At 40.0% G+C, this 21,652-nt stretch carries 19 protein-coding genes; 12 read left to right on the forward strand and 7 right to left on the reverse strand.

All coding sequences use genetic code 11. From position 1 onward, the window contains the following. Positions 1 to 23: 23 nt before the first annotated feature. From cydC to BMY14_RS11095, 7 genes are all read right to left on the reverse strand, one after another. On the reverse strand, positions 24 to 1,748 hold the full coding sequence (gene cydC, locus BMY14_RS11065) for a thiol reductant ABC exporter subunit CydC (protein WP_091831727.1): 1,725 nt from the start codon (positions 1,746 to 1,748) through the stop codon (positions 24 to 26). After that, positions 1,745 to 3,475, reverse strand: a complete 1,731-nt coding sequence (cydD, locus tag BMY14_RS11070; protein WP_091831728.1) for a thiol reductant ABC exporter subunit CydD — start codon at positions 3,473 to 3,475, stop codon at positions 1,745 to 1,747. Before cydD ends, cydC begins: the two co-directional genes overlap by 4 nt. 3 nt (positions 3,476 to 3,478) lie before the next feature. Next, the gene (gene cydB, locus BMY14_RS11075; protein WP_091831730.1) at positions 3,479 to 4,486 is read right to left on the reverse strand and encodes a cytochrome d ubiquinol oxidase subunit II; all 1,008 of its coding nucleotides are present in this window, start codon (positions 4,484 to 4,486) and stop codon (positions 3,479 to 3,481) included. Continuing rightward, complete coding sequence (locus BMY14_RS11080) at positions 4,486 to 5,841, reverse strand: cytochrome ubiquinol oxidase subunit I (protein ID WP_091831732.1); 1,356 nt, start codon at positions 5,839 to 5,841, stop codon at positions 4,486 to 4,488. Before BMY14_RS11080 ends, cydB begins: the two co-directional genes overlap by 1 nt. Positions 5,842 to 6,018: 177 nt before the next feature. Next, the gene (locus BMY14_RS11085) at positions 6,019 to 6,225 is read right to left on the reverse strand and encodes a heavy-metal-associated domain-containing protein (RefSeq protein ID WP_019554002.1); all 207 of its coding nucleotides are present in this window, start codon (positions 6,223 to 6,225) and stop codon (positions 6,019 to 6,021) included. Between the two features lie 45 nt (positions 6,226 to 6,270). Further along, a complete protein-coding gene (locus BMY14_RS11090) occupies positions 6,271 to 8,487 on the reverse strand; it encodes a heavy metal translocating P-type ATPase (RefSeq protein WP_091831734.1) in 2,217 nt (738 codons plus the stop codon). 17 nt (positions 8,488 to 8,504) lie between these two features. Beyond that, positions 8,505 to 8,771: a metal-sensing transcriptional repressor gene (locus BMY14_RS11095; RefSeq protein ID WP_019554004.1), complete on the reverse strand. Its 267-nt coding sequence runs from the start codon at positions 8,769 to 8,771 to the stop codon at positions 8,505 to 8,507. A gap of 207 nt (positions 8,772 to 8,978) precedes the next feature. Here BMY14_RS11095 and ispE point away from each other — a divergent pair, with 207 nt between their 5' ends. The 12 genes from ispE (at position 8,979) to BMY14_RS11155 (ending at position 21,373) form a co-directional block, all read left to right on the forward strand. Continuing rightward, positions 8,979 to 9,857, forward strand: coding sequence for a 4-(cytidine 5'-diphospho)-2-C-methyl-D-erythritol kinase (gene ispE / locus BMY14_RS11100; protein ID WP_091831736.1), 879 nt, complete (start codon positions 8,979 to 8,981; stop codon positions 9,855 to 9,857). Positions 9,858 to 9,867: 10 nt separating this feature from the next. Next, the gene (locus tag BMY14_RS11105) at positions 9,868 to 10,560 is read left to right on the forward strand and encodes a GntR family transcriptional regulator (RefSeq protein ID WP_026329360.1); all 693 of its coding nucleotides are present in this window, start codon (positions 9,868 to 9,870) and stop codon (positions 10,558 to 10,560) included. Positions 10,561 to 10,935: 375 nt separating this feature from the next. Beyond that, positions 10,936 to 12,300: a bifunctional UDP-N-acetylglucosamine diphosphorylase/glucosamine-1-phosphate N-acetyltransferase GlmU gene (gene glmU, locus BMY14_RS11110; protein WP_091831738.1), complete on the forward strand. Its 1,365-nt coding sequence runs from the start codon at positions 10,936 to 10,938 to the stop codon at positions 12,298 to 12,300. A 98-nt stretch (positions 12,301 to 12,398) separates the two neighbouring features. Beyond that, positions 12,399 to 13,349 (forward strand): ribose-phosphate diphosphokinase, encoded by a 951-nt coding sequence (locus BMY14_RS11115; RefSeq protein ID WP_091831739.1) that lies wholly within the window; start codon positions 12,399 to 12,401, stop codon positions 13,347 to 13,349. A gap of 197 nt (positions 13,350 to 13,546) precedes the next feature. Continuing rightward, a complete protein-coding gene (locus tag BMY14_RS11120; protein ID WP_177177557.1) occupies positions 13,547 to 14,377 on the forward strand; it encodes an undecaprenyl-diphosphate phosphatase in 831 nt (276 codons plus the stop codon). 121 nt (positions 14,378 to 14,498) lie between these two features. After that, on the forward strand, positions 14,499 to 15,269 hold the full coding sequence (locus tag BMY14_RS11125; protein ID WP_177177558.1) for a protease inhibitor I42 family protein: 771 nt from the start codon (positions 14,499 to 14,501) through the stop codon (positions 15,267 to 15,269). Between the two features lie 26 nt (positions 15,270 to 15,295). Beyond that, on the forward strand, positions 15,296 to 15,946 hold the full coding sequence (gene pth, locus BMY14_RS11130) for an aminoacyl-tRNA hydrolase (RefSeq protein ID WP_091831743.1): 651 nt from the start codon (positions 15,296 to 15,298) through the stop codon (positions 15,944 to 15,946). Further along, positions 15,943 to 17,172 carry a radical SAM family protein gene (locus tag BMY14_RS11135; RefSeq protein WP_091831745.1) on the forward strand — a complete coding sequence of 410 codons (1,230 nt, stop codon included), beginning with the start codon at positions 15,943 to 15,945 and terminating at the stop codon, positions 17,170 to 17,172. The genes pth and BMY14_RS11135 overlap by 4 nt, the downstream gene beginning before the upstream one ends. A 146-nt stretch (positions 17,173 to 17,318) precedes the next feature. After that, on the forward strand, positions 17,319 to 17,771 hold the full coding sequence (locus tag BMY14_RS11140) for an Hsp20 family protein (RefSeq protein WP_091831746.1): 453 nt from the start codon (positions 17,319 to 17,321) through the stop codon (positions 17,769 to 17,771). Between the two features lie 185 nt (positions 17,772 to 17,956). Then, the gene (locus BMY14_RS11145; RefSeq protein ID WP_091831748.1) at positions 17,957 to 18,868 is read left to right on the forward strand and encodes a DMT family transporter; all 912 of its coding nucleotides are present in this window, start codon (positions 17,957 to 17,959) and stop codon (positions 18,866 to 18,868) included. Between the two features lie 224 nt (positions 18,869 to 19,092). After that, positions 19,093 to 20,676: a DcuS/MalK family sensor histidine kinase gene (gene dcuS, locus BMY14_RS11150; protein WP_245741381.1), complete on the forward strand. Its 1,584-nt coding sequence runs from the start codon at positions 19,093 to 19,095 to the stop codon at positions 20,674 to 20,676. Next, complete coding sequence (locus tag BMY14_RS11155) at positions 20,669 to 21,373, forward strand: response regulator (protein ID WP_091831752.1); 705 nt, start codon at positions 20,669 to 20,671, stop codon at positions 21,371 to 21,373. The genes dcuS and BMY14_RS11155 overlap by 8 nt, the downstream gene beginning before the upstream one ends. The last annotated feature ends 279 nt before the right edge of the window (positions 21,374 to 21,652 follow it).

Here is a 21,652-nt window from a genome sequence, read left to right on the forward strand (position 1 = left end):
GATTGATCGCAGCTTCGTTTTTTTTATAGAGCGCGCTGGTAAGTTAGCATGGTGCTGAACTCACCCTTTTTACGGAGCAGTTCATGATAACTTCCTTGTTCAATGACCTGACCATCTTTTAATACCATTATTCGATCCATTGAGGCAAGACCGCGCAGGTCATGTGTAATCAAAAGCATGGTACGGTTATCGAGCGTTTTGATAATCGTATCCATAATATGTTGGGCCGTAATGGAATCCAGACTGGCTGTTGGTTCATCAAGCAGCAAAATCGGTGTTGGCCGGCAAAGTGCACGGGCGATTGCCAGACGTTGGCGCTGCCCGCCCGAGAGCTGATTGCCATCTTCACCAATATCCGTATGGATACCATTTTTTAAAGATAAAATAAAATCATGCAACTGGGCTTTTTGCAGTGCAGTCAGAATTTCTGCTTCCGTGCAGTCAGGATACAAAATTCGGAAGTTATCGGCAATGGTTCCCTGGAAAATATATGTATTTTGTGTGATAGCACGAAATGCTTGACGGACAGTTTCTCCAGTCATGGCATCATAAGGAACGTTATTTAGATAGAGCATACCAAAATTTTGCTCCCACAGCCGTAAAAGTAGATTAAACAGGGTACTTTTGCCACTGCCACTGGCGCCAACAATGGCGATTTTTTCACCTGCGACAATGGAAAATGAAAGATTTTTGAAAACGGGGGTGTCAGGTTTATAGAAAAAATCAAGTTTGTCAATCAGCAGTGCTTTATTGCCTTGGCAGTTCGGATGGGTCTTTGCCGTGGGATGTAAGGCAATATCAAGCTGGCTGATTTTAAATAGATTTTTTGCTGCATCCAAACCGGCTAAACAATAGTGCCATACCGAAGGCAGGGGCAGGACTGCTTCAAAAGAACTCTGGACGGCAAGAGTGAAGACAGCCAAATGAATGCCGCTGATTTGATTTGAGCGCACTAAAGGAATTAAGCAGGCTAAGATAGCAAGTAAAGTCCAATTGGCGATGAGATCGGCACCTGCATCGGCTAAAGCGGTGGTGCGAAAAACTTTGCGCTCCTGGGTGGTGATTTGACTTGCTATCCTTTGATTGATGGCGAATTTTTTCTCATCATAATGGAAAACTTTTATGTCATTTAAGCCATGAATTATATCAATACATTCACTTTTATAAATACCTTTTGCTTCTCTTAAATAAGTGCTTCCTGAACGATTGAAATGATAAGCAAGGTAAGGGAGACCCAGTCCTATCATAATAAAGGCCATAATGAGCCAGATCGCGGCTGTCGGACTATAGAAAAAAAGTATACCTGAGATCGTTGCCAGGGTTAATACAGCGGTAAGCGGTGGTGACAGCACTCGTAGATAAAAGTCTTTTAATACGTCGATTTCTTCAATGAGCAGGCCAAAAAGTTCACCACTTTTATAACCGACAAGTTTTGCGGGGGCAATTTTCTCTAAACACGCATAACAAAAGATACGTAAGTTTGTTAAAATACGAAATGTGGCATCATGCGAAATATAGCGCTCAGCGTAGCGTAACACAGCTCGTGAGATACCAAAAAAGCGTACCGCGACAATTGCAATCGATAATTCATAAATCATCGGATGTAAGGCCGCTCGGGCAATTAGATAAGCCGCGGATGCCATGAGTCCGATTGAAGTAAGCATACAGAGCCAGGCAGCCAATAAAGCAAGCAGCATGGTCGGTAATGCCGGGGCAAAAAGCTTCAACAATGTTATACATGTTTTCATAGGTTCCTCCGATCGGCAGCTGTCATAGTGAAATAGCGACCACCTTTTTGCAGTAATTCGGCGTGGGTACCGCTTTCCACAAGTTGACCCTTTTCGATGACAAGGATTTTGTCGGCCTTTTTTACAGAGTCTAAGCGATGGGCAATCGTAAGTACAGTTTTTTTATACGTTAGATCTGCAACGGACTGGGCGATGATTTTTTCTGTTTTTGTATCAAGTCCAGTGGTCATTTCATCAAGTAAGATAAGCGGGGCATCTTGAAGAAAAGCCCGGGCAATTGCGATGCGGCGCATCTGTCCGCCGCTGAGTGGCTGTCCGCCATCACCAAGCTTGGTTTGATAAGCCTCTGGCAAAGTTAGAATGAATTCATGGATAGCGGCCGCTTTGGCGGCCGCTATGACATCATTTTCGTCAGCTACCGTGTTTCCAAGAACGATGTTATCAAAGACCGATGCACTAAAAATATGCGGCATTTGTGGAACATAAGCGATGCGGCTGCGCCAATATACTGGATCAATGGAACAAAGCGAAAGATCATTAATTTTAATTTCACCCTTCTGTGGTTGTACCAATTGGAGCAGCAACTGGAAAATAGTTGATTTTCCCGCACCGCTGCCGCCAACAATGGCGATATGTTTTCCGGCTTCAATCGAAAAGGTGAGACCGCGCAGGGCAATTTCGCGTTCTTGTTGATAACGAAACGAGATATCTTCGAATTGAATCGAAAAAGGAACGGTAGTTTTTTCGATTCGCTGTAGGTTTGTGTGGGGAATATTCAGTGGCTTTTTTAAAATCCGATAGATCTGATCCGCCGCCGTAGTTGCTGTCATCGCTGCATGGAAAGCAGCTCCGCTTTGCCTGAGCGGTTGATAAAATTCTGGTGCAAGCAGCAATACTAAAAAAGCAGTTTCAAACGCCAGATTCCCCTGCAATAAGCGCAGACCAATGCCAATGGCGATCAGGGCAATGCTTAGTGTTGAGATTAATTCCAAAACAAAAGAGGATAAAAATGCCAAACGGAGAACTTTGAGGGTAGCATCACGAAAATCGTTGCTCAAGCGAGTGACTTCTTTGATTTGATTTATACTTTGATTAAAAATCTTTAGGGTAGTAAGTCCTTCTAACAATTCAAGAAAATGGATGCTTAAGGTGGAAAGTGTTTTCCATTGTTTGGCATTCGCATTGCCGGCCAAGCGACCGATTAACATCATAAATAAAGGAATAAGCGGTGCTGTCAGGCAAAAAAGTAAAGCGGAAATCCAATCCATCGGTAAAACCGCTACTAAAATCAGCGGTGGGATTATGCCTACTGTAACGACTTGTGGTAAAAACTTTGTGAAATAATCATCGAGTCCTTCAATTCCATTCGTGAATAATGTAACTAAGTCTCCAGTTTTTTCCTGTGACATTTCTTCGGGACCGACTGTTACGATATGATTAAGCAGGCGATTGCGCAGCTTTTGCTGGATAGACAAGGATATGTCATGTGCAGTCAGCTGATTTTGCCAACGGACGAAGGCTTTGGCAAACATAAGGAAAAGCAGCATCGCAAAAAACGGTGCTGCTTCCTTCAAATTCATGTCTGCGAGAAAAACTCCGTTGATGATCTTCATGAGTGCATACGCAATGCTGATTGTGCAAACAGCATTTGTGATACTAAGCATAAAGAGCAGAACAAATTTCTTTTTATAGGGTTTTATTTCTTTGATTAAATGTTTATTAAGCATAAATTAATACTCCAAATGTTTCCCAGAAACGCGCTTGCGGAAAATCCAATACGTCCAGCCTTGATAAATCAATACGATAGGTACAAGTACAAGTGCGGCTACTGTCATGATACCTAAAGTATACTGTGAAGATGACGCATTGTAAATAGTTAAGCTCCAATCCGGATTGAGGCTCGATACCATGAGTCTTGGAAAAAGACCGGCAAAGAAAGCAAGTGTTGTAAAAACAATGGCCAAAGAACTTAACACAAAGGCCGGTACATATTTTTCAGTAAAAACGCAGCCGTAACTGGCAAGAAAAACAATGGCTGCTGCACATAGTGAACTAGCAGCCAGCATACTGGAAAATAGACTTGTATTTGTATAAGTTAAAATCATACAGAGGACAAATACCAAAGCAGCTGGTATTCCTATTTTTTGTGCCATTTGGCGAAGCGCAGCTATCGTTTTGGCTGATTCAACACGAAGCATCAAAAATACAGCTCCGTGGAAGGTGAAGACCAATACGAAAGTCAAGCCGCCGACGATTGTATAAGGTGTTAACAAATCAAAAAAAGTGCCAGTATAAATCATTTTTTCATTAATTGCCAAACCTTGGATCAAATTGGTTACGGCGACACCCCACAGTAATGCGGGAACAGCACTGCCGAAAAATATCATCCAATCCCAAAAGCTGCGCCAGCTTTTGTTTTCATGTTTGCTGCGAAATTCAAATGATACACCACGCATGATAAGTGCCAGCAGCATCAAAAATAATGCCAAATAAAAGGTACTGAACATCGTTGCATATACATGAGGGAATGCGGCAAATAATGCACCGCCAGCTGTAATCATCCAAACTTCGTTACCATCCCAGACTGGACCGATTGTGTTGATGATGATACGGCGTTCCTGATCTGTTTTTGCGATAAATGGTAATAAGATTCCAACACCGTAGTCAAAGCCTTCCAAAAAGAAAAAGCCGATGAATAAAACAGTGATTAAAACAAACCAAATAATAGTGAGATCCATTATGCAGCACTCCTTTCTTTAGGAACTTCAGGACCTTTTTTTATAAACTTCAAAATGATATAAATTGTGACAATGGCCAAAGCAAAATATACAACAGTGAAGCCAATTAAAGAAATCCAAACTTCAGTCGGAGTGATATTCTGCGATACGGCATTGGCTACTTTTTGTAACCCGACAACCATCCAGGGTTGTCGCCCGCCTTCTGTGATATACCAGCCGGTTGAATTCGAGATAAACGGCAGTGGAAGTATGACGATTAATGCTTTTAATAATACAGGGCAGGCTTCAATTTTATTTTTAAAAGCTAAAAGTCCGCCCACTAGAACTAAACCAGTCATGATGAGACCTGCTAAAATCATGATTCTGAAACTCCAGAACAGACCCGTGACGTCCGGTATGTAATTGCCGGGCCCATATTGCTTTTCAGCAGCGGCCTGCAGAGGTTTGATACCTTTTATTTCTCCTTTTGGTTCATTATAGACCAAAAAAGAAAGTACATTTGGTATTTCGATATTTGATGAATTTGTCTGTGTTTTTGTGTTGACGTCAGCATAGACCGTAAATGGTGCAGGGTCTTGCGTTTCCCATAATGCTTCTACAGATGCCAGCTTCATAGGTTGTGCTTTACCAATATATTGTGCTTGCAAATGACCGGTTCCCATAACTGCGACTAAACCAAGCAAGGAATAGATGATGCCGGCTTTTAAAGAAATACGAAACGTTTCAAGATGCTTTTGTTTGAGCAATTGATACGCACTCACCGAAACAATGAGTATTCCACTGGTTACAATACCAGAAGATATGGTATGGCTAAGTTGACCAAAGACATACGAATTTGTAAGTAATGCTAGAAAATCTGTCATTTCAGCGCGTCCGTTATTGATAATAAAACCAACAGGATGCTGCATAAATGAATTTGCTACTAAGATCCAATAAGAGGATAAACTACTGGCAAAAGCAACGAGCCAGATTGTTAAACAATGGATTTTCTTTGGCAGCTTATCCCAGCTAAAAATCCATACTCCTAAAAAGATTGATTCTAGAAAGAATGCACTGAGTGCTTCAAGAGCCAGTGGGGCACCAAAAATATCACCCATAAATCGCGAATATTCCGACCAATTCATGCCGAAATGAAATTCTTGAACAATCCCGGTAACAACACCCATGGCAAAGGTTACAAGGAAAATTTTACCCCAAAAATGGGTAAGTTCGAGGCAGCGTTGATTGTCTGTCTTCACATAACAAGTTTCTAAAAGTGCAATGAAAATCGTGAGTCCCAACGTTAATGGGATGAATAAAAAATGATAGATTGTTGTGATTGCAAACTGCCAACGTGATAAGGTTACTACATCCATACAATTCACTCCTTTGAAGATATTAGACTTGCATATAATAATTATAGAGCACTCTATTACGAAATACAATAAAAATTATCTATAAATATGAATTATTGAAAAGACTGTACAAAAAATAGCACATTTTCTATGAATTATTTCAAAGAAAATGTGCTATAAGTAAATTAAGATTTTGGATTAACCTTGGATACCGACCACGTCGTAGCCTTCTTCTTCAATCGCTGCTTTAATAGAGGCATCGTCAGCACTGCCTTCAATTAGAGCATATTTACCAGAGAGATTTATTTCTTTCACTTCGGTTACACCAGCAAGTTTTGTCAATGCATCTTTTACATGAGCGGTACAATGTGCGCAGCTCATGCCTTCGATTAAAATCTTTTTCATGGAACAGACCACCTTTTTTATTATTTTATTTATAATATGGATTTATTATGCGTGAAAATTACGGAGCCTTAAAGCATTTGCTAAAACGGATACGGAGCTTAAACTCATTGCGGCTGCAGCGATCATGGGGTTTAAGAGAGGCCCGCCAAATACATGGAGTATACCCATAGCTACGGGTATACCGAGTATGTTATAAGCAAAAGCCCAAAAGAGATTTTCCTTGATGTTTTTCATTGTAGCTTGGCTGAGCTTGATGGCTGTAGCAACATCCATCAGGTCACTATGCATCAAAATGATATTGGCACTTTCAATGGCAACATCCGTTCCGGAACCGATCGCAATACCTATATCTGCCTGGACGAGTGCTGGAGCATCATTGATGCCATCACCGACCATAGCGACTTTTTGACCAAGAGCCTGTAAATTTTTGACGGTATTGGCTTTATCTGCGGGCAAGACATCCGCAAACACGGTGTCAATGCCAACTTGGCGGGCAATTGCTTCCGCTGTTTTTTTGTTATCGCCAGTGATCATTGCCGTTTTAATATGCATCGAATGCAGTTTTTCAATCGCCGCTTTACTCGTTGGTTTTATGACATCAGCAACAGCAATGAGCCCTTTAAATTCATTGTCGATCGCAATATACATGGGTGTTTTTCCATTATCGGCTAAAGTCTCAGCCGTTTTTATTACGTCTTCGGGAATGGTGATGTTTTTTTCATACAGCCAGGGCTGATTGCCGAGGAGTATATAGTGTTTATCAATTGTTGCTTCAATTCCATAACCGGGAATCGTTTTAAAAGCAGATAGCTTTTTGAGCGTGAGGTCCTGACTTTTGGCATATTGGACAATTGCCATGCCCAGAGGGTGTTCCGACCCTTGTTCAGCACTAGCCGCAAAGGTTAAAAGAAAATCTTCGGTCATGCCGATTGGCTGAATGTCTGTGACGGTTGGTGTGCCGCTGGTAATGGTTCCGGTTTTATCAAAAACAATCGTTTGAATGGCATGAGCTGTTTCGAGTGCTTCTCCGCTTTTTATCAAAACTCCATTTTCGGCACCCTTTCCCGTACCAACCATAATAGCGGTTGGGGTTGCTAATCCTAAAGCACAGGGACAGGCAATCACTAAAACGGCAATAAAAATAGTCAGGGCAAAAATTGTAGATTCACCAGCTAACAGCCAGGCACTTGCCGCGATTAGTGCTAAAATCATAACAATGGGAACAAAATAAGCTGAAATAGTATCCGCGAGTTTAGCAATAGGCGCTTTTGAGCCTTGCGCGTCTTCAACAAGTTTGAGGATACGTGCCACGGCGGTGTCTTTCCCAACTTTTGTGGCACGATATTTGATGAAGCCTGTTTTGTTGATGCTGGCACCGATTACGGTGTCGCCAATATTTTTTGCTGCAGGAATACTTTCCCCAGTCAACATGGATTCATCAATAGCCGCACTGCCTTCAATAATTTCACCATCGACAGGCAGTTTCTCACCGGATCGTACAATCACGATATCCCCGACTTTTACTTCATCGATCGGAATGGTTTTTTCGCTGGTACTTTGAAAAATAACAGCCGTTTTTGGAACAAGCTTCATTAAGGATTGCATTGCCAGCGAGGTCTTACCTTTCGATACGGCTTCAAGATATTTGCCAAACGTAATCAGCGTCAAAATAGTACCAGCCGATTCAAAGTAGAGGTGCATGACATATTCGACCTCACCTTGCAGGATTTTTAAGATTCCAAAGCAGCCATAGCCGATTGCTGCCAATGTGCTGACAGCTATGAGTGAGTCCATATTGGGATTCAGTGAAACCATGTTTTTTAGACCAATTGTATAATATTTATAGCCGAGGGCCATGATCGGTAGAGTTAGAAGCAGCTGCAAAAAAGCAAACGGTACGGGAGAAATCATGGGATTGATGCTTTCGGGCAAGGGAAAACCCAGCATATGACCCATTGAAACGAATAAAAGCGGTATGACAAATATAATAGAAAAAAGCAGCCGCTGTCGAATCGGTTTTACTTTATCTATGGTTTTCCCCTGTGCATCTTCAAGATTAATCAGTTTATAACCAGCTGCCGCAACAATGGTTTTGATAGAATTTGTCTGGACAAGATTTTCATCGAGTGTGATCGTTAATGTTTCAGCCGCAAAATTTACGACGGACGATTGTACGCCATCAAGTTTTTTTGTAACGCGTTCTACGCGATTGGCACAAGCTGAACAAGTCATACCTTCCACTTTAAAGGCTTTAATTTTCATACAGAATCCTTCTTTCTTTATTTTGCAAGTAATTTTTCCAGAATCCGATTCAGTTCTTCAATTTTTTCATCCGGATTATTTGCCATACAGGCTTCTTTTACACAATGCCGCAGATGACCTTGCAAAATGGCTAGTTCAGCCTTTCTTAATAAAGACTGGGCAGCTAATACCTGATTTGCTACATCGATACAATAGCGGTCATCTTGGATCATTTTTATGATACCGTCGACTTGACCGCGAACGGTTTTTAAATATTGTAGTGCAGTCGTTCGTTCTTCACTCATTGTATACCTCCCCCCCGGGGACGGGGTGCTCTATTTGATATTGATTATCACATTTTATATTATTTTTGTCAAGTATTACAAAAATAATATAAAATTTTATGTTTTTTTGTCTGTGTTTTAGTTAAATTGCTTGCGGCATGGCAAAAAAATTGCTAATATTTATATCTATATAATATAATTTTAAATAGATATAAATATTAATGGGTGATGAATGTGCTAAAGACATTAAAGGTAGATGCTTATGCAAAAATCAATTTAACACTTGATATTTTAAGCAAGCGTCCAGATGGTTATCATGAAGTTTCGATGGTGATGCAATCGATCGGTTTATGTGACCGAATTAAGTTTAGCGAAGAACCAAAAGGCAGCGGGATTACTTTGGTGACCAATGTGCCTGGGCTGCCTTGCGGCGAACGTAATTTAGCCTATCGAGCTGCCAAATTAATGATGGATACGTATCATATTGAGCAGGGTATCCATATGAATCTTACGAAGCGGATACCAATTGCGGCAGGGTTAGCTGGTGGCAGCAGTAATGCTGCTGCCGTGATTTTGGCAATGAATGAAATGTTTTGTCTTGAACTTTCACGTGAGGAACTTTGTTCTGTGGGTGAAAAAATTGGTTCCGATATTCCTTTTTGCCTTTGTGGTGGAACCATGCTGGCAGAGGGACGTGGTGAAAAACTCACCCGCCTGCCCAGTATGCCGCAATGTTATGTGATTTTGGCAAAACCACCGGTTAAAGTTTCAACGGCCTGGGCCTATCAAAATTATCAAAAGGAACAAGTTAAAGAGCATCCAAAGACAGATGAAATCCTGTCTTGCCTTGCTGAAAAAAATCTTGTCGGAATTGGCAAATTATTGTGTAATGTGCTCGAAAGTGTTACTATTAATAGGTATAAAGAGATAGATATGCTTAAAAAGCTGATGCTGAAGCATGGCGCGATGGCGAGCCTTATGTCTGGCAGTGGTCCGACGGTATTTGGACTCACTGAAGACGCCAAAACAGCAGAGCATATTGCGGAACAATTGAGAAAACTCACGAATGCAAGAATATTTGTTACCAAAACAGTTTGTGGAAATTGAGGGATTAACGATGGAGAAAAGATTAGCACCAATTAGATTAGATAGTTATCAGCCATTACGCGAAGTCGTTTGTGAAACGCTGCGTGAGGCGATTCGAAAAGGGGTGCTGAAGCCTGGAGAGCGTTTAATGGAAATTCAGCTGGCTGAAGAATTAGGTGTTAGCCGTACTCCGGTTCGTGAAGCAATCCGCAAATTAGAACTGGAAGGTTATGTAATCATGATGCCCCGTCGCGGTACATATGTAGCAAATCTTTCAATTCGCGATGTCAATGAAGTTTTTGAAATCAGAACATCTTTGGATTCTCTTGCCAGTGGTCTTGCAGCTGAACGCATTACAGAAGAAGAACTTGAACAGTTACAGCGACTGCTCGTCTTAATTGGTGAATATATTGAACAAAACGATATGGAAAAAATTGTTGAGACGGATACAGAGTTTCATGATGTTTTATATCAGGCAAGCCGGAACATGCGTCTGGTTGGCATAATATTTAATCTGCGTGAACAATTGACCCGTTTTCGAGCTACTTCAATGGCCTATCCGGGACGGTTAAAAGAAACATTGGAAGAACACCGCCGATTGGTTGAAGCGATTGCGCAGGGGGACGTTCTTGAAGCGCAAAATGCAGCTGAAGATCATATGGAAAAATCAGAACATACGCTCCTGATTAGTATGGAAGCGATGAAAACAAAGAATAAAAAATAGGTTTAGGGAGCATAGGTACGCGTGCCTATGCTTTTTTATGCTTATTTGATAAACACGTAGAGAAATCAGGGCATAAATTCTTAAATGGGGCTTGCCAAATGGCAAAATAATTTTTACAATAGTAAAGTGACTTAATTTGCAATAAAAACAAACGATCTTTATTTAAGGAGCAGCACGCAGCGTTTGTTTTTATCTTACATAAGACGAACAGAACACAAGTATACATAGTACACGAACGAGATAAAATATGTATGGTTATTGAATCGTTCAAAAATGGGGCTCTAGTGGTTGGGAGATTTAAGCTAACATAGAGTCTTTCGTGTTTTGGACCATGTATTTTTTGATTGGACATAAGAAGTGGAGGAATAAAAATCTATGACAGATTTGTTGACGGTTGTTTTGGCTGCCGGTAAAGGAACCCGGATGCAGTCGACTTTACCAAAAGTCTTGCACCAGGTTGGCGGCAAGGCGATGTTACAGCAAGTATTAGATGCGGCAAATGATGCTGGTTCAAAAAGAAATGTCGTGGTTGTTGGGTTTGGTGGTGAAACAGTAAAAACAGCAATTGGGACACAAGCAGAATTTGTTGTGCAGACTGAGCAGCTAGGGACTGGACATGCTGTTGCACAAGCAGCAGATTTGCTCAAAAACATCGATGGTACAGTAATGGTGTTATGTGGAGATACACCGCTATTGACAGGAAACTTGCTGAAAAAATTATATGACGAACACAAAAAAGCGGGTGCGAAAGCCACGGTCCTTACAGCAATTATGCCGGATGCAAATGGTTATGGCCGCATCATTCGTACAAAAGCTGGTGCTGTGAAAAAAATTGTTGAACAAAAAGATGCAGCACCGCAGGAACTTCTTATTAGAGAAGTTAACTCCGGAATTTATTGTTTCGAATGCAAAGTTTTATTTAAGGCGTTAGAAAATTTAAATTGTGACAATGCGCAAGGTGAATATTATTTAACCGATGTTTTAGAAATTTTAAATAAAGCTGGCGAAAAAGTGTGGGCTGTGACAGCCGATAATTATGAGGAGACGCTGGGTATTAATTCAAGGGTGCAGCTCGCAGGCGCTGAAAAAATAATTCGTCAGCGCAAAAACATTGAGCTTATGAATCAAGGTGTTACAATTTTGGATCCCGACAGTACGTTTATTGATAAGAATGTGCAGATCGGAAAAGATACAATTATTTATCCATTTACCTGGCTTGAAGGAGAGACTGTGGTTGGTGAGCATTGTGAAATTGGTCCAAACAGCCGTTTTACAAATACCAAAATCGGCAGCTTTGTAACCGCTCATTTTTCGTATGGTCATGATTGTGAAATTGAAGATGAAGTTATCGTAGGACCGTATGTCCATCTTCGTCCGCAAACAAAAATCATGAAAAAAGTAAAAATCGGCAATTTTGTCGAAGTCAAAAATTCTACCGTCGGTGAAGGCAGTAAGCTGCCACATTTGAGTTATATCGGCGATGCGGATATTGGGTCAGGTGTCAATATGGGCTGCGGGACAATCACCGTTAATTATGATGGCAAGAAAAAGTTCCGTACGGTAGTTGGTAATGATGCTTTTGTCGGTTGTAATTCCAATCTTGTCGCTCCTGTATCAATAGGCGATGGCGCTTATGTCGGTGCAGGGTCCACCATTACAAAAGATGTTCCGCCGGCAGCTTTGGCAATTGCCAGACAGCGTCAACGCAATATTGAAGGCTGGAGCGATAAGCGCAGTTAAGGATGCAAATCGGTCTGCTTAGCAGACTGTTGTATTTATATATTTTATGGTTTGAATAAATTATAATTAAAGAGTATGATTTGGAGGATTTAAACAAAATGACGCTAGACACTGAGAATTTATGCATTCTTACAGGTAATGCCAATCCGAAACTTGCCAGGGATGTTGCAGCGCATATCGGCGTGGAATTATGCAATGCTTATGTTGGCCATTTTAATAATGGTGAAACACAGGTGATGATTGACGAAAGTGTACGCGGTAAGGATGTATTCATCATTCAGCCTACATGCCAGCCAGTCAATGACAGCTTAATGGAACTTTTAATCATGGTAGATGCATGCAAACGTGCTTCCGCAAATAATATTACAGCGGTAGTGCCTTATTATGCATATGCTCGCCAGGATCGTAAAACACGTGGACGTGAACCTATTTCCGCGAAGCTTGTGGCAAATTTAATGGCAACTGCCGGTGTAAATCGAGTTATTACAGTAGACTTACATGCAGGACAAATTCAAGGCTTTTTTGATATTCCGGTTGATCATCTTGCAGCGGTACCGGTTCTTGCCGATTACCTCAGCAAAAAAGAGTTACAGGATGTCGTTGTTGTTTCTCCAGATTTAGGCGGTGTAACCCGTGCTAGAAAGCTAGCTGACCGCTTACAGGCACCGATTGCTATCATTGAAAAACGTCGCCCAAAACCGGGCTGTGCGGAAGTAATGAACCTCATTGGTGATGTAAAAGGTAAAACGGCAGTTATGATCGATGATATTGTCGATACGGCTGGTTCTTTATGCGAAGCAGCAAAAGCACTTTCTAATATGGGAGTGAAATCCGTATATGCCTGCTGCACACATGCCATTTTAAGTGATCCGGCTGTTCAAAGGATCGAAGATTCTACGATTGAACAGTTGATTATTACCAATAGTATTCCATTACCGAAAGATAAAGAATCGAAAAAAATTGTTACTTTATCCATTGCTGATGCTTTAGGAGATGCTATTGTCCGCATTTTTACTCGTCAGTCGGTGAGCCAATTATTCGACAAATAATGCATAGAGATATTGTCTAGAGGGACGCATCCTTCGTCCGAGAAAGTTTCTCAGACGAAGGATGCGTTCTTTTTATTGTTTTATTTAAAAACATTTGCTTTTCAGCAAATTTACATGAAAATGTAAATTGACTATGATATAATAAAAAACATTGCTTATTGTAATGTGGTGAAAGAAATTTAGCAGGGGGATTTTTTGTGGACTTAAGTATAATTGAACTTATAAAGACAGTCATTCTGGGGATTGTCGAAGGTCTTACCGAATGGCTGCCGATCAGTAGTACGGGGCATATGATTCTGGTCAATGAGTTTATGAAACTCAATGTAGAAACTAAATTCATGGATATGTTTCTTGTTGTGATTCAGTTGGGAGCCATTTTAGCGGTTGTAGTGCTCAATTTTGAAAAACTCAATCCATTTTCTTCGCGTAAGTCTCGGCTTGAAAAGAGGCAGACTTTTTCTTTATGGTATAAAGTTATTTTTGCTTGTATCCCCGCGGCTGTGATTGGACTCGCATTTAATAAATATATGGAAGAACATTTTATGAATGCCCAGGTTGTTGCCTTTACTTTGATTTTATATGGTGTTTTATTTATTGTAGTTGAAAATTATAATAAAAACAGACGGCCACAGATCAACGATCTTGTGACGCTGGATTACAAAACAGCCTTTATTATAGGTATGTTTCAAGTATTATCGCTTGTTCCGGGAACTTCGCGCTCCGGTGCTACGATATTAGGTGCCATTATTTTTGGAACTTCGCGGTATGTTGCGGCGGAATTTACTTTTTTTCTCGCAATTCCAGTTATGTTTGGTGCCAGCTTTTTAAAAATTGTTAAATTTGGCTGGAATTATACGGCTGCTGAAGTCTTGATTTTGGTAATTGGTATGATCGTAGCATTTTTTGTATCGATTTTATCAATTAAATTCTTGATGCGTTATATCAAAAATAATGATTTTAAACTTTTTGGCTGGTATCGTATCATCTTAGGTCTGTGCGTGGTGATATATTTCTATTTTCTAAAATAAAAAATGTTCAGATAGAGGGAAAGTGAAAAGTTGCAGCGGACTTTTCACTTTCCCTTTTTTATCTACTAATGGTTTTGTGGTACAATATAGAGTAAAAGCACCAAGAAAGAAGGAATGTGTTTTGCCAGGGGAAAAATTATTCGTGATCGTATTTTTGCAGATAAGTTTATTACTGAATGTGAACTCTTTGGTCAGTGCTGCAGCTAGTGATTTGCTGGCTGGGGATGAAACCCTAATCGATCAGGCAGCAGCGGATGTTACGGGTGATGCTGTGACCGATCAGATTATACTATATGGAAAAGCACAAGGACCTGGTGGGGGATTTTCAAATATAAATGTGCTTGTTCAAGATGGGGCAAATCCAAATTCGGTTTATAAAACGGCTTTGTCTGGTGTAAACGGAGAAAGTGGTCGGATTTTTGTTTGCGATTTAACTGGCGATGCGGTGAATGACGTTTTATTTGCAGTGAATGATGCAACAACGGGGATTCGCTGTTTTGGCAGTGAATTCAAAAATCATCAGGCCCAAATTTTATTTACTTCAGAAGAAAAGAATGTAAAAAGCGGGGAACTTATATTGACGGGTGATAACAATGGACAAACACTGAATGTTCGTTCAGGAACCAAAATCCAATTGCGTTTGAACGAAAATCCGAGTACGGGTTATGTTTGGCAGTGGAATGGATTCGATCAAAATCATTTGCAATTATTAGATCAGCAGATGCTTGTGCCGGATAATTCGCCAGCTATGGTTGGCAAACCGGGGCTGCGGGTGTTTACACTTGTGGCACAGAATAGTGGCGATATAACAATTGATTTATCTAATTTTCCGATGTGGAAAACACAGGCCGAAGCGGCTGATAATTTTAAAGTGACGATTCATATCATTTAATCATCACATAGTTGGAGGATTTTTTAGTGAAAGTAATAGTGGGTCTCGGCAATCCGGGCAATGAATATAATCAAACACGTCATAATGTCGGTTTCATGTTGATCGACGCGTTAGCAAAGCATTTGAATATAACAATTTGGAAAGATAAATTTTCCGCAAAAATTGCGGAAGGACATATTGGCAGTGAGAAAATCCTGCTGGTAAAACCACAGACCTTTATGAATCTTAGCGGGAATGCTGTACAGCCTCTTTTAAACTGGTATAAACTGGGTGTTGAAGACTTGGTTGTAGCACATGATGATATGGATATCGAAATCGGCACGATGCGTATCCGCCGTAAAGGCAGTTCGGGAGGGCATCGTGGTATTGAGTCGATTTTAGTGAATATTGGCGATGAAAACTTTGCCCGGATACGGATCGGCGTTGGTCGCCCACTACCGGGCTGGACAGTCGTAAACCATGTTTTGGCGAAATTTGCTGGCGACGATTGTGTTAAAATTAAGGAAGTCATCCAGTCATTATTGCCAGCCATTGAATGTATTGTCAAAGAAGATGTCGATAAGGCGATGAATAAATTCAATCCCAAAAAAGTTAAAAAGCAAAAAATGCCAAAACAAGAAACGACGACGGTTCAGACTGGACCTGAAACACTGGAAGGTACTGGTGAAAAACTATGATTACAGCATTGTATGCCGGTGAAAATGGTGAAATTTTTGATGCACCTGGATATTCAGGCATGGGGCGTATCGGGGCTGAAAATGTATTATTACGTGAGGAGGACCTGATTTTACTTCCTGAAAGTGCAGATTTAATGTTTTTGCCCGATCGTTTGGCCGTAGGAAAGCAAGACGGTCAGGTTATGCCGATTACTGGTCTGGCGGTAGCCGCTATTTTACCAGCAGGCTATACAAGAACCCATATGCCGGCATACCAAAAAGCGGAAACAGCAGAACATTTGGCTCTTTATGGTTATACGGCAGTGGTTCTTTATAAAGAAGAACTTTATGTCGCCGCGATTTATACGGATGAAAATTCAAAATGGGACCCGGCACATTATAATACAAATGAATTGAAAAAGTTAGTCAGCCGAACGAAAAAAGATCTCAAGGGCAATCGTATTGTCGAACAAGTGGGCAATTGTTCCTTGAAATGGCATTGCTGTACGGCACAAAATTTATTTTATCGGCGCTGGGAAGCGGGAATTCCCACGTCACCGACTTGTAATGCCAATTGTTTTGGCTGCATTTCTTTGCAGCCGGCGGAGTGCTGTCCTTCACCACAAAGTCGGATTACCTTTAAACCAACACCGCAGGAAATTGCTGAGGTGGGTATTTATCATCTTGCTAATGCCCCGGAAGCAATCATCAGTTTTGGCCAGGGTTGTGAAGGCGAGCCATCTCTCGCTGCGGATTCCATTGCAGCAGGAATAAAAATCATTCGGGGTAAGACACAGTGCGGACAAATTAATATCAATACGAATGCCGGTTACACGATTGGCATAAAAAAAATCGTTGATGCGGGTCTTGATACAATGCGCGTCAGTATTATCAGTGGTTGTGCGGACAGTTATCAAGCGTATTATCGCTCAAGCTATGAACTGGAAAATGTGATTGTATCGATTCGTTATGCTAAGGAACATGGTGTATATGTATCACTTAATATGTTGTTTTCACCGGGGTTTAATGATCGGGAAGAAGAGGTCATTGGCTGGAAAACATTCCTTGAAAAAACACAGGTTGATATGATTCAGGTCAGAAATCTCAATATAGATCCGGATGATTTTTTGGCTGTTATGCCGCCACGAAAGGGACAAATGGTAGGAACAAAAGCATTTTTAAATGAACTCCATCAGGCCTTTCCGAAAATTGTTATTGGTAGTTTCAGTCATTATATTGATAAATAAAAACATTGTGGTGATATTTGAAACAATATAAATATATTTGACTTTTTGACTTTTTTAGCTATAATGAAGGTATAAGGAAATTGAGAAAGTGAAAAAATTTTGTTTTTGCCTATATTGGTTAAAAATTATTTAAGGAGGTAAACTTTATGTTTGGAATGGTGCCGTTTGGTTTAAGAAACAATGCTTCAAAACGCAAAGAATCTTTAGAACGTATTATGGATTATATGTTTGAACAACCGTTGGGTCCGCTCAGTAAAGTAAGTTCCGTTTTTTCATCTTTTAAGGTAGATGTTAAAGATTGTGGGGGCTCCTATGAAATTTTAGCAGAATTACCGGGCATTAATAGAGAAAATATTGTTTTGGATTATGATAAGAATTATCTTTCGATTACGGCAAACCGCAACGAAGAACACGAAGAACATGATGAAGATGGCAAATACATTTGTCGTGAACGTCATACTACTAAAATGGAACGTTCTTTCTATATTGATGATATTGATGAAAGCAAAATTAAAGCAGAATTAAAAGAAGGCATTTTAAAAGTAGTCTTGCCCAAAAATTCGGTTGAAGAAATTAAGAAGACAATTCCTATTGAATAAAATAGGCTAACGTAGGAAAAGCTCCGGGTGAATCAGTATTGATTTACACGGGGCTTTTTTTCGTTGTTTGACTTTTAAACAGGGGCTTGCTATGATGAAATGATATTCAATCAGAGCATTATAGGGGGAGCGGCGCTAGGCGGCGCTAGGCTGCTTCTATATTTTTTCAGGGAGTGGAGTTTATTTTGACCAAAAGAAGTGATTTATTTTATACCATGCTTTTGCTGTTGGCAGCAATAATTTGGGGCAGTACTTTTGTTATAACCAAAATGGCAGCCGGATCATTACCAACGGCAGTTATTTTGGCGATTCGATTTACGGTAGGAGCCATTTCAATTGCCGCTTTTTGTGGAAAAGATTTATCTGAAATTGATTCTGCTTATTTAAAATGGGGAATTCTCTTAGGTATTATCACTTTTTTTTCGTATGGTGTCCATATTTTTGGCTTAGAACTTGATACTACACCAGGGAAAAGTGCTTTTTTGACCTCGATTTATTGTGTCCTGGTGCCTTTTGTCTATTGGTTATTTCGTCAGGGCCGTCCTGATGGATATAATTTCGGTGCAGCTTTTTTATGTTTAATCGGAATTGGTTTGGTATCGTTGACGGATGGTCTGACCATTTTACGGGGTGATATTTATACGCTGCTAGGCGGGATCGCTGGAGCCGTAGAAATTGTCCTTGTCGCGATGGCTTGCAAGGGCCGGAATCCTTTGGTTATGACGTGCCTGCAGCTTGTATTTGTAGCTGCTTTTTCATGGATTTTAGTATTTTCACAAGGTTTTTTGCCAGAGAGCTATGTCACGAATGATATTTGGGGCATTGTTTATCTGGGGCTCTTTGCTACGGCGGGGTGCTTAGCTTTGCAAAGCATTGGGCTTACATACACCAATCCGTCTTCGGCGGCCATTATCTTAAGTTTAGAATCGGTGTTTGGTGTGCTCTTTTCGGTTTATTTTTATGATGAAGTCATTACCTTGAAAATGGTGTTAGGGTTTAGTTTGATTTTTGTGGCAGTTATTATTTCTCAAACAAAATTGAAATTCTTAAAGCTCTTTAAAAAATCACAGCCTGTTGAAATTCATCGAATTGGCTAAAGCTTTTATTTTAAATAAAAGCTTTAGAAGAGACATAATATTCCTTTTTATTTTCAGGAATATTATGTCTCTTTTTTTATCGTAGATATTTATTTATATGATATACTATATGTATAATCTCCTTTGGGTAAAAATAAGTAGATTTTAAAAATTATTTCGTGGTCAGAATTAGATGGAAAATGAAGAAGGTGACTTAGATTAAAAATAACAGAAAAATTTTTAATTTGAAAAATAATTTTTTATTACTTACATTTGTTGTTATTTCAGTATCGCTGCTGGTAACGGATTTTTTGATCAGCGCTAAAATATCCACGATTACATATGAGAATTTACAGACAGAAGCTATTGAAATTGCAACAATTACAGCCAGCACCCCGGCTGTAATTGATAATTTGGCAGGACAGGGCGATCCACAAGATTTGCAGCGGTTTGCAAATCGAATTTCTGCAATCAGTGGCGTCCGGTTTGTTGTAGTTATGGATATGAATAGGAAGCGAATGTCTCATCCCGATGCGAGTAAAATCGGGACGTATTATGAAAATAATGATGCCAATGAGGCTTTTTTAGGAAATCCGCAAACATCCATTGACTCAGGTTCATTAGGGGAATCTCTGCGCGCCTTTGCACCGGTCTACACAGCACAAGGGAAACAGGTTGGAGTCGTCTTGGTTGGTATCATGCTTGATGAAGTAACTTCAGCGGTAACTCAAAGTCGCGGCAGTGTTGTTTTTGGCAGTATTTGCGGGCTTGTAATAGGAATTCTTGGTGCCATATTTTTAGCGCGGCAGATCAAAAAGTATACCTTTGGTATGGAACCATTTGCCATTGCAAAAATGTTAGAAGAACGTAATGCTATTTTGGAATCAATTCGTGAAGGGGCCTTTGCGATTGATCAGGAAGAAAAGATTACGATGATTAATAAGGCAGCGATGCGAGTACTCGATAATGCAGAACTAAAAGGCGATCTAATTGGAAAAAATGTTGAAGATTTCATTCCCAATACACGGATGCAAAATGTTTTAAAAACCGGCAAGGCTGAACTCGACCAGGAACAGAATTTAAATGGATTAACTATTTTGACAAACCGTATTCCTGTTTATGTAAATAATGAGATTGTAGGTGTTGTTGCTACCTTTCGTGATAAAAGTGAAATGCAGAAATTGGCTGAGAAATTAATGGATGTTAAGATTTATGCAGAAGAATTACGTTCACAGACTCATGAATTCATGAATAAACTTCATGTAGTTGTAGGAATGATTCATCTGGGGAATTATGATCAAGTTAAAGAGTATGTGGCGCAAATAGCTCATACATATCAAGCTGAAGTTGGTGGGGTTGTCAGAGCGATCAAGGATCCTGTGCTGGCTGGTTTCTTGTTGGGAAAGTTGAGCTTGGCACGTGAGGCTGGTGTTAAAATGAAGCTGACGGAAGATTCATTTGTACCAGATTTATTTGAGGCAGATATTGTTCATGACCTTATTACAATTATCGGAAATTTAGTGACAAATGCGTTGGAGTCATTAGAAAAAACAGCTGTCAAGGAACTTTTTGTGAAGATTTTGCATGAAGATGATCGTTTATTTATCGAAGTAAGGGATACCGGACGAGGTATGGATCAAAAGCAAATCAAGTTTATCTATGAAAATGGATATTCAACGAAAGGCGAAAATCGAGGGATTGGTTTATACATAACAAAACGCAGTTTAGCTCATTTGCAGGGAACGATCTATGTTCTTTCAGAACTGGGCCAGGGAACTACTTTTTATGTAAGTTTGCCATATAGGAGTAAGGAGCGATTTTTTGATTAAGGTAATAATAGTTGAAGATGATCCTATGGTTGCAGAGCTTAATAAACGATATATTGAATTAGTTGAGGGTTTTGAAGTGCAGGCGGTGCTTCATTCAGCCGATGCGGCTTTGCAAATGTTAGATACGTGTGCAGTAGATCTTGTTTTACTTGATATCTTTATGCCCGGGATGAATGGCATTGACTTGTTGATGAAAATAAGAGAAAAAGGAAAAAGTATTGATGTGATTGTAGTCACCGCAGCTTGTGATAATGCGACGATTATGCGGGCCTTGCGTTTTGGCGCGATTGATTATATTATCAAACCTTTTGAATTTGACCGGCTAAAAGATGCTTTGGCCAATTATAAAGAATTAATCCAAGTGATGCGTGAGGATGCTGTAATTGAGCAGAAAGATTTAGACCATTATATTTTGTATAAAGATCATGCGGTCAATGTACAATTGCCAAAAGGGATTGATCGCAATACGCTGAAACGGGTTTGGGATAAGATACAAAGCAGCCAGCAAAAAATATTTTCAACAGAGGAAATTGCTGTACAAGTTGGGATATCACGTGTTTCAATGCGTAAATATTTGGAGTTTATGAAAGAAATCGATGTTTTAAAACTTGAACTTATTTATGGAACAATTGGCAGACCAGTTTATAAATATCGTTGTGCCACTATGGGAACACAACTTATTACGCGTTACTTTTAGTCGCTATATAAATTGTATTGTAATTGATAAAACAGCAGGACCAAAGGAAACCTTACTGAAAAGGGCTCCTTTGGTCCTGTTGTTTTGTTTCACTGACTTTAATTACAAAATAGTTTGAAAATTTACATAATGTATACAGGATATCAATAATAAGGTATTTTTAACTTAGATAAAGAACGCTTCGAAGATACATCCTTCAACAGGTACATATAATATGCTCGATCCTCGATGCGGATTCTAAATTATTGGAGGTGCAGCCCTTGGGTAAAACGCTGGATA

The sequence above is a fragment of the Propionispira arboris genome, assembly GCF_900109225.1.
Classification (GTDB): domain Bacteria; phylum Bacillota; class Negativicutes; order Selenomonadales; family Selenomonadaceae; genus Propionispira; species Propionispira arboris.

Excerpts from the sequence above, each read along its gene's own strand:
- cydC (WP_091831727.1), bottom strand. The coding sequence starts at position 1,748 with ATGAAAACATGTATAACATTGTTGAAGCTTTTTGCCCCGGCATTACCG.
- cydD (WP_091831728.1), bottom strand. The coding sequence starts at position 3,475 with ATGCTTAATAAACATTTAATCAAAGAAATAAAACCCTATAAAAAGAAA.
- cydB (WP_091831730.1), bottom strand. The coding sequence starts at position 4,486 with ATGGATCTCACTATTATTTGGTTTGTTTTAATCACTGTTTTATTCATC.
- BMY14_RS11080 (WP_091831732.1), bottom strand. The coding sequence starts at position 5,841 with ATGGATGTAGTAACCTTATCACGTTGGCAGTTTGCAATCACAACAATC.
- BMY14_RS11085 (WP_019554002.1), bottom strand. The coding sequence starts at position 6,225 with ATGAAAAAGATTTTAATCGAAGGCATGAGCTGCGCACATTGTACCGCT.
- BMY14_RS11090 (WP_091831734.1), bottom strand. The coding sequence starts at position 8,487 with ATGAAAATTAAAGCCTTTAAAGTGGAAGGTATGACTTGTTCAGCTTGT.
- BMY14_RS11095 (WP_019554004.1), bottom strand. The coding sequence starts at position 8,771 with ATGAGTGAAGAACGAACGACTGCACTACAATATTTAAAAACCGTTCGC.
- ispE (WP_091831736.1), top strand. The coding sequence starts at position 8,979 with ATGAATGTGCTAAAGACATTAAAGGTAGATGCTTATGCAAAAATCAAT.
- BMY14_RS11105 (WP_026329360.1), top strand. The coding sequence starts at position 9,868 with ATGGAGAAAAGATTAGCACCAATTAGATTAGATAGTTATCAGCCATTA.
- glmU (WP_091831738.1), top strand. The coding sequence starts at position 10,936 with ATGACAGATTTGTTGACGGTTGTTTTGGCTGCCGGTAAAGGAACCCGG.
- BMY14_RS11115 (WP_091831739.1), top strand. The coding sequence starts at position 12,399 with ATGACGCTAGACACTGAGAATTTATGCATTCTTACAGGTAATGCCAAT.
- BMY14_RS11135 (WP_091831745.1), top strand. The coding sequence starts at position 15,943 with ATGATTACAGCATTGTATGCCGGTGAAAATGGTGAAATTTTTGATGCA.
- BMY14_RS11140 (WP_091831746.1), top strand. The coding sequence starts at position 17,319 with ATGTTTGGAATGGTGCCGTTTGGTTTAAGAAACAATGCTTCAAAACGC.